This is a genomic window from Streptomyces sp. Y2F8-2 (genome assembly GCF_014905555.1).
Classification (GTDB): domain Bacteria; phylum Actinomycetota; class Actinomycetes; order Streptomycetales; family Streptomycetaceae; genus Streptomyces; species Streptomyces cynarae.
Window position 1 is genome coordinate 388,549 of record NZ_BNGS01000008.1, and the last position, 12,276, is coordinate 400,824.

At 70.3% G+C, this 12,276-nt stretch carries 11 protein-coding genes and 3 tRNA genes; 6 read left to right on the forward strand and 8 right to left on the reverse strand.

Going from position 1 to position 12,276, the window contains the following annotated elements; genetic code table 11:
• Positions 1 to 44 precede the first annotated feature (44 nt).
• Positions 45 to 944: a phosphoribosylaminoimidazolesuccinocarboxamide synthase gene (locus tag SY2F82_RS27270; RefSeq protein ID WP_200421777.1), complete on the forward strand. Its 900-nt coding sequence runs from the start codon at positions 45 to 47 to the stop codon at positions 942 to 944.
• Positions 945 to 1,065: 121 nt separating this feature from the next.
• Here SY2F82_RS27270 and SY2F82_RS27275 read toward each other — a convergent pair.
• The 8 genes from SY2F82_RS27275 to SY2F82_RS27310 form a co-directional block, all read right to left on the reverse strand.
• Positions 1,066 to 1,141: transfer RNA gene (locus SY2F82_RS27275), tRNA-Gly, on the reverse strand.
• Positions 1,142 to 1,163: 22 nt separating this feature from the next.
• Positions 1,164 to 1,784, reverse strand: coding sequence for a response regulator transcription factor (locus SY2F82_RS27280; RefSeq protein ID WP_200421778.1), 621 nt, complete (start codon positions 1,782 to 1,784; stop codon positions 1,164 to 1,166).
• Positions 1,781 to 2,971: a sensor histidine kinase gene (locus SY2F82_RS27285; protein WP_200421779.1), complete on the reverse strand. Its 1,191-nt coding sequence runs from the start codon at positions 2,969 to 2,971 to the stop codon at positions 1,781 to 1,783. The genes SY2F82_RS27280 and SY2F82_RS27285 overlap by 4 nt, the downstream gene beginning before the upstream one ends.
• A 124-nt stretch (positions 2,972 to 3,095) precedes the next feature.
• Entirely contained in the window at positions 3,096 to 3,902 is an 807-nt protein-coding gene (locus tag SY2F82_RS27290) for an ABC transporter permease (RefSeq protein ID WP_200421780.1), read from the reverse strand.
• Positions 3,899 to 4,891: an ABC transporter ATP-binding protein gene (locus tag SY2F82_RS27295; protein WP_200421781.1), complete on the reverse strand. Its 993-nt coding sequence runs from the start codon at positions 4,889 to 4,891 to the stop codon at positions 3,899 to 3,901. The genes SY2F82_RS27290 and SY2F82_RS27295 overlap by 4 nt, the downstream gene beginning before the upstream one ends.
• A gap of 130 nt (positions 4,892 to 5,021) precedes the next feature.
• Positions 5,022 to 5,097 (reverse strand) — tRNA-Gly (locus SY2F82_RS27300).
• A gap of 95 nt (positions 5,098 to 5,192) precedes the next feature.
• Positions 5,193 to 5,264, reverse strand: a tRNA-Gly gene (locus tag SY2F82_RS27305).
• A gap of 270 nt (positions 5,265 to 5,534) precedes the next feature.
• Positions 5,535 to 5,852, reverse strand: coding sequence for an Lsr2 family protein (locus SY2F82_RS27310; protein WP_103840337.1), 318 nt, complete (start codon positions 5,850 to 5,852; stop codon positions 5,535 to 5,537).
• Between the two features lie 380 nt (positions 5,853 to 6,232).
• On the opposite strand from SY2F82_RS27310, the gene purS reads away from it, so the two are divergent.
• The 5 genes from purS (at position 6,233) to purF (ending at position 12,246) form a co-directional block, all read left to right on the forward strand.
• Entirely contained in the window at positions 6,233 to 6,496 is a 264-nt protein-coding gene (gene purS, locus SY2F82_RS27315; RefSeq protein ID WP_200421782.1) for a phosphoribosylformylglycinamidine synthase subunit PurS, read from the forward strand.
• Entirely contained in the window at positions 6,493 to 7,173 is a 681-nt protein-coding gene (gene purQ / locus SY2F82_RS27320) for a phosphoribosylformylglycinamidine synthase subunit PurQ (protein ID WP_200421783.1), read from the forward strand. Before purS ends, purQ begins: the two co-directional genes overlap by 4 nt.
• Positions 7,170 to 9,428, forward strand: coding sequence for a phosphoribosylformylglycinamidine synthase subunit PurL (gene purL, locus SY2F82_RS27325; RefSeq protein WP_200421784.1), 2,259 nt, complete (start codon positions 7,170 to 7,172; stop codon positions 9,426 to 9,428). The genes purQ and purL overlap by 4 nt, the downstream gene beginning before the upstream one ends.
• Before the next feature lie 192 nt (positions 9,429 to 9,620).
• Positions 9,621 to 10,418, forward strand: coding sequence for a maleylpyruvate isomerase family mycothiol-dependent enzyme (locus SY2F82_RS27330; RefSeq protein WP_200421785.1), 798 nt, complete (start codon positions 9,621 to 9,623; stop codon positions 10,416 to 10,418).
• A 301-nt stretch (positions 10,419 to 10,719) separates the two neighbouring features.
• Positions 10,720 to 12,246: an amidophosphoribosyltransferase gene (purF, locus tag SY2F82_RS27335; protein WP_200421786.1), complete on the forward strand. Its 1,527-nt coding sequence runs from the start codon at positions 10,720 to 10,722 to the stop codon at positions 12,244 to 12,246.
• The last annotated feature ends 30 nt before the right edge of the window (positions 12,247 to 12,276 follow it).

Genomic DNA, 12,276 nt, shown 5'->3' on the forward strand with positions numbered 1-12,276 from the left:
TGGGGGAGAATCGAGCCATTGGGAGAGAACCACGGGGAGGGACCGTGTCCGGATTCGTCGAAAAGCCCGAACCCGTCCAGGTGCCGGGACTGGTGCATCTGCACACCGGGAAGGTGCGCGATCTGTACCAGAACGAGGCGGGTGACCTCGTGATGGTCGCCAGCGACCGTACGTCCGCATTCGACTGGGTGCTGCCGACCGAGATCCCGGACAAGGGCCGGATCCTCACGCAGCTGTCGCTCTGGTGGTTCGACCTGCTCCGGGACCTGGTCCCGAGCCACATCCTGAGCACCGAACTCCCGCCGGGCGCCCCCGCGGACTGGGCCGGCCGCACCCTGGTCTGCAAGTCCCTGAAGATGGTCCCGGTGGAGTGCGTGGCCCGCGGCTACCTCACCGGCTCGGGCCTCGCCGAGTACAAGGAGTCCCGCACCGTCTGCGGTCTCGCCCTGCCCGAGGGCCTGGTCGACGGCTCGGAGCTTCCCGCCCCGATCTTCACCCCGGCGACCAAGGCCGCGGTCGGCGAGCACGACGAGAACGTCTCCTACGAGGAGGTCGCCCGCCAGGTCGGCGCCGAAACCGCGGCCCAGCTGCGGCAGGCGACCCTCGCCGTCTACGGCCGCGCCCGCGACATCGCCCGCGACCGCGGGATCATCCTCGCGGACACCAAGTTCGAGTTCGGCTACGACGGAGCCACCCTCGTCCTCGCCGACGAGGTCCTCACCCCGGACTCCTCCCGCTTCTGGCCGGCCGACCAGTGGCAGCCGGGCCGCGCCCAGCCGTCGTTCGACAAGCAGTTCGTGCGGGACTGGCTCACCTCCCCGGCCTCCGGCTGGGACCGCACGAGCGAGCAGCCCCCGCCGCCGCTGCCACAGGACATCGTGGAGGCGACCCGCGCGAAGTACGTGGAGGCGTACGAACGCCTGACGGGCGTCCGCTGGTCCTGACCGACCCGGCCGACCGCATCCAGGGCCCGGCACTCGGCCGGGCCCTGACGGCGGCCGGGAGCATCCGGACGCATCCCGAGGCACACGAAGAAGCCCCCGGCCTGGGCCGGGGGCTTCTTTCTGGAGCGGACGACGAGGCTCGAACTCGCGACCTCAACCTTGGCAAGGTTGCGCTCTACCAACTGAGCTACGTCCGCACTGCGCGCTGCGCGAAGCCAACTATACCCAACCTCGCTCCCGTGCGAGACGCACTGCGGCATGACGGTTCTCGGCGCCGAGTTTGGAGGCGGCCGACGACAGGTAGTTCCGCACGGTGCCCTCCGCGAGAGCGGCCCGCTCGGCGATCTCCGAGACGGGCGCCCCGTCGGCCGCGTACTCCAGCACCTCGGCCTCCCGGGCGGTCAGCGGGGAGTCCCCGGCGGCGATGGCGTCGGCGGCCAACTCGGGGTCCACGTAGCGGTTTCCCGCATGCACGGTCCGGATGATCTCGGCGAGCCGCTGCGCGCTGACGGTTTTCGGTACGAAGCCGCGCACCCCCGCCTCGAGCGCACGCTTCAGATGCCCGGGCCGCCCGTGACTGGTCACGATCAACACCTGGCAGTCCGGCAGCTCGGCCTTCAGGGATGTGGCCACCTTCACACCGTCCGCACCCGGCATCTGAAGATCCACCACGGCCACGTCCGGTCGGTGCGCCCGTGCCATGGCGAGGGCCTCGGGCCCCGTCGCGGCCTCGGCCACCACCAGCAGGTCCTCCTCCAGCGCCAGCAGCGCGGCCAGGGCTCCCCGGATCAGGTGCTCGTCATCGGCCAGCAGCAGGCGCACGTGCGGTACCGACGTCATGAGGCGACCTCGCTCACACCGCCGGGGACGGCGGCCGACGGCGCGGAGGGCGGCAGCGGAACCTCCGCGGTCAGCAGGAACACCCCTGGTCCCGCGGATCCGGCCCGCAGAGTCCCACCGATCTCCGACAGTCGCTCGCGCAGTCCCACAAGTCCCGACCCCCTTCCCGGCTCTCCGTCCGGTGCCCCGTCGTTCTCGACGCGGAGCACGATCCGTTCGTCCGTCGCTCGCAGGGACACGGCACAGTGCCGGGCATCCCCGTGGCGCAGGACGTTCGTCGTCGCCTCCCGTACGACCCAGGCCAGCGCGGACTGCACCGGCGCGGGCAGCCCGGCGGTCGGCCCGCTCACCGTGCAGTCGATCCCGGCGGCGGCCAACACGCCCCGGGCTCCCGCCAGTTCGGCTGCCAGGTCAGCCTCACGGTAGCCGCGCACGACCTCGCGGACCTCGCGCTGCGACTCCTGCGCGATCCGCTGCACCTCGATCATCTGCTCCAGGGCCTCCGGCCGGCCGCGCCGCGCCAGCTGCACGGCGAGCTCGCTCTTGAGCGCGATCACGGCCAGGTTGCGCCCCATCACGTCGTGCAGATCGCGGCCGAAGCGGAGCCGTTCCTCGGCCACGGCGAGCCGGGCCTCGATCTCACGGGCCCGTTCCGCCTCCCACAGCACCGCCAGGGTCCATGCGCCGCAGCGCGAGGTGAGCAGACAGAAGCCGACCGCCAAGGCGGTCATGACACCCGTGGTCACCGCTTCCGTGGTGTCCATGCGGACGAGCGCGGTCGTCACCATGAGGACGCCCCCGAACGCGGCGGACCGCCGAACGAACACCCTCATGGGGACGACGAGTGCGTACAGCATCCCGAACGGCAGCAGCACGGCGTCGAGGGCCAGCAAGCAGGTCGCCGGGGCGGCCGCGTCCAGTGCGTGCAGCACGAGAACGGGCGCCAGCGCCAGGGCGAGCAGGGCAGCCGGTGTCCACAGGGTGCGCGGGGGCATTGCGGAGCGATCGAGGTAGTGGTCGAGCACCGGCCTCAGGAGCCGGTTCGCCGCCGCGCACTGCAGGGCGTTGGCGAGGAGGAGCAGCCCTCCGACGGCCAGCGCCGTCCGGTCGTGGTGAAGGTCTGAGACGAGTGGCAGCCCCAGCCAGCTCACGGAGAAGATCCACACCGAGCAGTGCCATACGATCATGCTCTGCAATTCGACGCGGGCGGCCTTGCTGCGGTCGTGCCAGGTACGGCGCTGCCATGCGCGTATTCCTGCGATCACCCGTCTCGTCCCCCTTCGTGCCAACGCGTCCGCACCGCGGCGTCGGTCAGCGCCGCGGTTCCCAGCGGAACCACCGTCGTACGGCCCACACCGCGGCCACCACCCAGGCGACCGCTGTCGCGACGGCGCCCAGAGTGTCGTACACCGACAGGCCGCCGTTCCACCCGCCGCGGACCAGCCGGATCGCCGGGGAGAGCGGCAGTAGTGCGCAGACCGACGCGATCCGGTCGGGCAGCAGCTCCGTCGGGATCGTGATGCCCGAGCCCAGCAGGGAGACGAACAGCATCGGCAGCGCTGTCACCTGTGCGCTCTCGACGGCCCTGCTGAAACTCGCGGTGACGGCGGCGAGTGCCGCGCACAGGACGAGGCCCGACAACAGTCCGAGAGCGGCGAGATGCGGGGCACGCGGCACTCCGGCGTCGAGCAACACCGCACAGCCGACCGCCAGCAGCACGGACTGGCCGAGGCCGACGCAGACCGCGGGGAGCGCGGCGCCGGTCAGGATCTCGGCGTCGCCGAGCTCCCCGGTGCGCAGGCGCTTGAGCACCAACTCCTCCCGGCGGGCGACGAAGACGTTCACGAGGGAGCTGTAGACGGCGAACAGCATCGAGAAGCCGATGGCGGCCGTCACCATCACGCTGCCCATCGTCAGACCCTCGGCCTTGAGGTCCATCTGCCTGACGGCCGGCCGCACGCTGAAGGGCAGCGCCAGCGGGACGAACAGTGCTGTGATGATCACGCTCTTGTTGCGGCCCAGCAGCGTGAGTTCGGCGCGCGCGAGGGCGCGGAGCCGCTTGGCACGGGCGGGTCCGCTGCTCGATCTGGTTGCTGTGACGGTCGCGAGGGTGCTCATACCGCGGCCTCCGTCGTCCGGTTCGTCGCGTCGTGCTGTGGGCCGGTGCGGTCCGGCGGCGGTGCGGCCGTCCTGGCGATGTGCAGGAACGCCTCCTCCAGGGATGCGGACCGCACATCGAGGGCGCGCAGTTCGACCCGGGCGCGCTGGGCCCACAGCAGGACGGCGGTGGCGGTGCGCTGGAGTTCGTCGGTCCGCAGGCGGACGGTGCGGCCAGCCGTCTCGTGTGCCGTCACGCCCAGGTCGGCGAGCGGGGGCAGGTCACCGAGGAAGTAGCCCTCGGGCAGCTCGAAGGAGACCCGGGAAGGCTGGGTAGAGGTGACCTCGGACGGTGTGCCCGAGGCGGCGATGCGGCCCTGATGGAGGACGGCGAGCCGGTCGGCGAGCTCTTCCGCCTCCTCGAGGTAGTGCGTGGTCAGCAGGACGGTCGTCCCCGCGTCCCGCAGTTCACGGACCACCCGCCAGGTGTCCTGGCGGCCCTCGGCGTCCAGGCCGGTCGTCGGTTCGTCGAGGAAGAGGACCTCGGGGCGCCCGAGGAGTGCGAGCGCCAGGTCCAGGCGCCGCTTCTCACCTCCCGACAGCTGTTTGACGCGTACGCCGGAGCGCCGGGTCAGTCCGACCAGCTCCAGGGCTTCGCCCACGGGCCGGGCACCGCTGGTGCAGCCGGCCCACATCCGTGCGGTCTCCGCGACCGTCAGTTCGGAGGGGAAGCCACCCTCCTGGAGCATCACACCGATCCGGGGCCGGACGGCGGCCCGCTCCGCGTGCGGGTCGTGGCCCAGGACCCGCACGCGTCCGCCGGCCGGAGGGGCGAGGCCCTCGAGCAGTTCGACGGTGGACGTCTTGCCGGCGCCGTTGGTGCCGAGCAGGGCGAAGACCTCGGCGCGGCCCACCGAGAAGGTGATGCCGCGCACGGCTTCGAAGCCGCCCCCGTACACGCGCCGCAGATCAGTGACCTCAATCACGTGCTCGCGTTGGTTGGTGTTCACGACATCCAGCGTCGTCGTCGACGGGGAGGGGCAGCAGTGCGCTGTGTCATCAGTCCGCGTGACAAATGTCAGAAGACTCGGAAAGCCAAACGAGGAAGGCCCCGATCGACTGACCGGGGCCTTCCTCGTATGGAGCGGACGACGAGGCTCGAACTCGCGACCTCAACCTTGGCAAGGTTGCGCTCTACCAACTGAGCTACGTCCGCATTGCCCTCGACCGCCGACTGTGAAAGACACAGCCGCCGATCGGTGCGAGCACCAGCGTACCTGATCCACAAGGGTGGTCCGACCGGTCTCGTAGAGCGGGTGACAGGGATTGCACACTGCGCCTCCCCCTTGGAAAGGGGGTGTTCTGCTACTGAACTACACCCGCGTGACGCTCGGGCCTCGGCCTTTCCGGCCTCGCCCCTCGGCGTGCTCAGACTCTAGCTGATCACCAGGGGTGCAACGCAAGTCGGTTGCGTACGGGCCCGGATGGGGCTCCGACGGGGCGAGGGCCAGCGTCCCAGGACCCCAACGCGAACCCCAGGGCGACCCCCATGACGAACAGCACTCGTGGCCCGGGGCGGAGCCCCGAGGCGGCACCCCGCCACCGGGCCCCGCTCGGCCAACGGCACCCGAAACCCCTGCCGAGCCTGCGCGGCTACTGCGCCTCGGCGAACGCCTCGTACACCTTCTTGGGGATCCGCCCCCGCGGCGGCACGTCCAGCTTGTTGGAGCGGGCCCACGCCCGGACCGCGGCCGGGTCCGGGGTCAGGGCCGTGTGCGTGTACGCCCGGCCCGACTTGGCCTTCTTCCGCCCGGCCTCCACGTACGGCTCCAGCGCCTTACGCAGTTTCTTGGCATTGGCTTGATTGAGGTCGATCTCGTACGACTTGCCGTCCAGTCCGAAGACGATCGTTTCCGCCGCTTCTGAGCCGTCGATGTCGTCAAAGAGAGTGACCACGACACGCTGCGCCACGAATATCGGTCCCTTCGCGCGGCACCTCCGCCATCACAGGCAGGCCATGACGTGCGCGACGATGAGGTGCGCGGTCGTCCGGCGGATGTCGGGGAGGTGTCGACTGTCCGGCAGTAATTGGGCAAAGTATCGGCTATTGCCTTTTCCTTTGTACAGTGCCCGGCAATGCATTGTGAAGAGAGACTGAATACCTCCGCGTGTCCGCATGCAATGCCCCGGCATCCTTCTCTCGCGGTTTTTCCGAGGATTTTCCGTGCGGGCCACCGCGTCGATACACGATCGTGACGGCGATCACGTAGGATGCTACGAATCTACGCGAGTAGAAATTGTGTGCGGGTAGTCTGAAGGAACCTGCTCAGCACCACACACCGGGAGTGCCAGTGGCACGCGTCGTAGTCGACGTCATGCTCAAGCCGGAGATCCTCGACCCCCAGGGCCAGGCGGTGCAGCGCGCACTGCCGCGCCTCGGTTTCGACGGCATCTCCGACGTACGTCAGGGAAAGCGATTCGAACTCGAGGTGGACGGGCCGGTCGACGACGCCGCGCTCGCCCGCATCCATGATCTCGCCGAATCCTTCCTCGCCAACACCGTGATCGAGGACTTCACCGTCAAGGTGGAGGAAGTGGCGGAGGCCTCGAAGTGACCACCCGTATCGGCGTCGTCACTTTCCCGGGGAGCCTCGACGACCGGGACACCCAGCGCGCGATCCGTATCGCAGGGGCGGAGCCCGTCGCCCTCTGGCACAAGGACAAGGACCTCAAGCAGGTCGACGCCGTGGTCCTGTGCGGCGGTTTCTCCTACGGCGACTATCTGCGGGCCGGCGCCATCGCCCGCTTCTCGCCGGTGATGGAGCCCCTCATCGAGCAGGCGAAGGCGGGCCTTCCGGTCCTCGGCATCTGCAACGGCTTCCAGATCCTCACCGAGGCCCACCTCCTCCCGGGCGCCATGCTCGGCAACGACCACCTCCACTTCATCTGCCGCGACCAGAAGCTGCGGGTGGAGAACGCGGACACTTCCTGGACCAGCGACTACGACGCCGGCCAGGAGATCCACATCCCGCTGAAGAACATGGACGGCCGGTACGTCGCCGACGAGTACACCCTCGACAAGCTCGAGGCCGAAGGCCGGGTCGCCTTCCGCTACCTGGACTTCAACCCCAACGGCTCACTGAGGGACATCGCGGGCATCACCAACGAGGCCGGCAACGTCGTGGGCCTCATGCCGCACCCCGAGCACGCCGTCGAACCGCTGATCGGCACCGGTCGTACCGACGGCCTGCCGTTCTTCACCTCGATCCTCAAGAAGCTGGTCACCGCATGAGCAGGACGCCTCTGGACACGGTCGAGCACGCGACCGCGACCCCCGACGTCGAGCTGCCCTGGGCCGAACTCGGCCTGAAGAAGGACGAGTACGAGCGGATCGTCGAGATCCTGGGCCGCCGCCCGACCGGCGCCGAGCTCGCCATGTACTCGGTCATGTGGTCCGAGCACTGCTCCTACAAGAGCAGCAAGGTCCACCTGCGCCAGTTCGGTGAGAAGGCCCCCGAGTCCGACGCACTGCTCGTCGGCATCGGCGAGAACGCCGGTGTCGTGGACGTCGGCCAGGGCTACGCCGTCACCTTCAAGGTGGAGTCGCACAACCACCCCTCCTACGTCGAGCCCTACCAGGGCGCGGCCACGGGCGTCGGCGGCATCGTGCGCGACATCATCGCGATGGGCGCGCGCCCGGTGGCGGTCGTCGACCCCCTGCGCTTCGGCGCGGCCGACCACCCCGACACCAAGCGGGTCCTCCCCGGCGTCGTCGCCGGCATCGGCGGCTACGGCAACTGCCTGGGCCTGCCCAACATCGGCGGCGAGGTCGTCTTCGACGCCTGCTACCAGGGCAACCCGCTGGTCAACGCCGGTGCCATCGGTGTGATGCGGCACGAGGACATCCACCTCGCGAAGGCGTCCGGCGCGGGCAACAAGGTCATCCTGTACGGCGCCCGCACGGGCGGCGACGGCATCGGCGGCGCCTCCATCCTCGCCTCCGAGACCTTCGACGACGCCAAGCCCTCCAAGCGCCCCGCCGTGCAGGTGGGCGACCCCTTCCAGGAGAAGCTCCTCATCGAGTGCACCCTGGAGGCGTTCCGGGAGAAGCTGGTCGTCGGCATCCAGGACCTGGGCGCGGCGGGCCTGTCCTGCGCGACCTCGGAACTGGCCTCGAACGGCTCCGGCGGCATGCGCGTCACCCTCGACGACGTCCCCCTGCGCGACTCGACGCTCTCCCCCGAGGAGATCCTGATGAGCGAGTCGCAGGAAAGGATGTGTGCGGTCGTCGAGCCGGAGAAGGTCGACCGCTTCCTGGAGATCTGCGCCAAGTGGGACGTCATCGCCACCGTCATCGGTGAGGTGACCGACGGGGACCGCCTGGAGATCTACTGGCACGGCGGCAAGATCGTCGACGTCGACCCGCGCACGGTCGCACACGAGGGCCCGGTCTACGAGCGCCCGTACGCCCGCCCGTCCTGGCAGGACGAGCTGCAGGCCGACGACGCGAACAAGCTCCCGCGCCCGGCGACGTCCGAGGAGCTGAAGGACCAGGTCCTGAAGCTGGTCGGCTCGCCCAACCAGGCGTCCAAGAAGTGGATCACACAGCAGTACGACCACTTCGTGCAGGGCAACACGGTCCTCGCCCAGCCCGAGGACTCCGGCATGATCCGCATCGACGAGGAGTCCGGCCTCGGCGTGGCCATCGCCACGGACGGCAACGGCCGCTACGCCAAGCTCGACCCGTACGCGGGCGCGCAGCTGGCCCTCGCGGAGGCGTACCGCAACGTGGCGACCACGGGCGCCAAGCCGCTGGCGGTCTCCGACTGCCTGAACTTCGGCTCGCCCGAGGACCCGGCGGTGATGTGGCAGTTCGCGGAGGCCGTGCGCGGTCTGGCGGACGGCTGTCAGCAGCTGGGCACCCCGGTGACCGGCGGCAACGTCTCCCTCTACAACCAGACGGGCGAGGCGGCCATCCACCCGACCCCGGTGGTCGCCGTGCTGGGCGTCATCGACGACGTCGCCCGGCGCACCCCTGTCGCCTTCCAGGAGGAGGGCCAGCTGCTGTACCTCCTCGGCGACACCCGTGAGGAGTTCGGCGGTTCGGCTTGGTCGCAGGTGATCCACGACCACCTCGGCGGCCTGCCCCCGCAGGTCGACCTGGAGCGCGAACGCCTGCTCGGCGAGATCCTGATCTCCGCCTCCCGCGACGGCATGATCGACTCCGCGCACGACCTGTCCGACGGCGGTCTGATCCAGGCCGTGGTCGAGTCGGCCCTGCTCGGCGGCAAGGGCGCGCGGCTGATCGTGCCGGACGGCCTGGACGCGTTCACGTTCCTCTTCTCCGAGTCGGCGGGGCGCGCGATCGTCGCCGTGCCGCGCTCGGAGGAGGTCCGCTTCAACGACATGTGCGGCGCGCGCGGCCTGCCGGCCACCCGTATCGGTGTCGTGGACGGGGAGACCGTCGAGGTCCAGGGCGAGTTCGAGCTGACCCTGGCCGAACTGCGCGAGGCCCACGAGGGCACCATTCCGGCGCTGCTGGCGTAAGCCGCACGCCGGACGGTCGTACGACGGCGAAGGCCCCACCCGGTCGACGGGCGGGGCCTTCGCCGTTCGCGTTCCCTTCACGTCCGCCGTTCCCTCCGCCTCCCGCGTTCCCTCACCCCCTCCGCCTCCCGCGTTCCCTCCGCCTCCCGCGTCCCCCCGCCTCCGCCTCCCGCGCCCACTAGGCTCGGCGCCATGCCCCCGGCCAAGAAGCGCACTCGGACCTACGACCCCGTCAAGACCCGCGCCGCCGTTCTCGCGCAGTTCGGGAACGTGAGGGAGGCCGTGAGCACCCTCCCGGCCGAACGACTCGCGCTGCCCACCCGGCTCGGGGACTGGACCGTACGGGAACTGGCCGCGCACATCGGGATGGCCCTCTCGGCCTTCGGGCGGTTCCTCGGCAGGCCGGAACCCGCCGCGCAGAACGCCACCGTCCTCGACTGGCCCTTCGCGACCTCCGCCAACTCGGGTGCCATCGCGGACACCACCCGCGCACTCGCCGCCCAGAACCCCGACCTCGACAGCTACCTCGCCGGCATAGAGAAGGAGTTCTCGGAACTCCTCGCCGCACACCCCGGCACCCGGCTGCTCGACACCACCGCGGGCGCCATGCCGCTCGCCGACTACCTGGTCACCCGCACCGTCGAGCTCGTCGTCCACACCGACGACCTGAACGCCGCCGTCCCAGGCCTCGACATCCCCTACGACCGCCAGGCCCTCGCCGCAGCGACCCGGCTGCTCGCCGACGCGCTCGCCGTGAAGGCGCCCGGCGCCTCCACCGAGGTGCGCGTCCCGCCGTACGCCGTCGTGCAGTGCATCGAAGGCCCCCGGCACACCCGCGGCACCCCGCCCAACGTCGTCGAGACCGACCCGCTGACCTGGGTCCGGCTCGCCACCGGCCGTACGAGCTGGGACACGGCCCTCGCCGACGCCAAGGTCAGCGCGAGCGGCGAACGGGCCGACCTGAGCGGGCTGCTTCCCCTGATGGCGTGAGGCCGTCGTGGAGGCGGGGGCGACGGTACGCCTCGGTCACTTCACGGAGAGCGTTCCGGGGCGCCCATCCGCAAGATGTGCGACGGCTCACTCGCAGACACCGGCGAGACGCTGAGCAAGCTCTCCGGCCGTCCGCGGACCTCCCCGCCCGACCACCGCAGCGCCGCGCTGACCAGCGAAAACGACAAGGGCGCCAGCGCGGTCTCCGAGCGCCGACCACGAGCGTCCGGCCACTGCGCACGGCGTGCGGCATCGATGACCGGATTCGGACCAGTGCACGATCTCGCCTACACTCGGTGGCGTGCCACGTGGTGACGGTCGACTCAATCACGATCTGCTCCCCGGTGAGAAAGGCCCCCAGGACGCGTGCGGCGTCTTCGGTGTCTGGGCTCCGGGCGAAGAGGTCGCAAAGCTCACGTACTTCGGGCTCTACGCCCTCCAGCACCGGGGTCAGGAATCCGCGGGTATCGCGGTGAGCAACGGCTCCCAGATCCTCGTCTTCAAGGACATGGGCCTGGTCTCCCAGGTCTTCGACGAGACCTCCCTCGGTTCGCTCCAGGGTCACATCGCGGTCGGTCACGCCCGCTACTCGACCACCGGCGCCTCCGTCTGGGAGAACGCCCAGCCGACGTTCCGCGCCACCGCGCACGGCTCGATCGCGCTCGGCCACAACGGCAACCTGGTCAACACGGCGCAGCTCGCCGAGATGGTCGCCGACCTCCCCAAGGAGAACGGCCGCGCCACCCAGGTCGCCGCCACCAACGACACCGACCTCGTCACCGCGCTCCTCGCGGGCCAGGTCGACGACGACGGCAAGCCGCTGACCGTCGAAGAGGCGGCCCCCAAGCTCCTGCCCCAGGTCAAGGGCGCCTTCTCGCTCGTCTTCATGGACGAGAACACCCTCTACGCGGCCCGCGACCCGCAGGGCATCCGCCCGCTGGTCCTCGGCCGGCTGGAGCGCGGCTGGGTCGTCGCCTCCGAGACCGCCGCGCTCGACATCGTCGGCGCGAGCTTCGTCCGCGAGATCGAGCCCGGCGAGTTCGTGGCCGTCGACGAGAACGGTCTGCGCACCTCCCGGTTCGCGGAAGCGAAGCCCAAGGGCTGTGTCTTCGAGTACGTGTACCTGGCCCGCCCGGACACCGACATCGCCGGCCGGAACGTGTACCTCTCCCGTGTCGAGATGGGCCGTCGGCTCGCCAAGGAGGCGCCCGTCGACGCCGATCTGGTCATAGCGACGCCCGAGTCCGGCACCCCCGCCGCGATCGGCTACGCGGAGGCCTCCGGCATCCCGTTCGGCTCCGGCCTGGTGAAGAACGCCTACGTCGGCCGGACCTTCATCCAGCCCTCGCAGACGATCCGCCAGCTCGGCATCCGCCTGAAGCTGAACCCCCTCAAGGAAGTCATCAAGGGCAAGCGCCTGGTCGTCGTCGACGACTCGATCGTGCGCGGCAACACCCAGCGCGCCCTGGTGCGGATGCTGCGCGAGGCGGGCGCCGCCGAGGTCCACATCCGGATCTCCTCCCCGCCGGTGAAGTGGCCCTGCTTCTTCGGCATCGACTTCGCCACCCGCGCCGAGCTGATCGCCAACGGCATGTCGGTCGAGGAGATCGGCCGCTCCCTGGGCGCCGACTCCCTGGCGTACATCTCCATCGACGGCATGATCGAGGCGACCACCATCGCCAAGCCGAACCTGTGCCGCGCCTGCTTCGACGGCGAGTACCCGATGGAGCTGCCCGACCCGGAGCTCCTCGGCAAGCAGCTGCTGGAGACCGAGCTGGCCGCCGGTCCCGCCGCCACGGCCGCGACCGACGCGATCCGTCGCCCGTAAGACCAGAGGGTCCGGGGGGAGTCCCCCGGA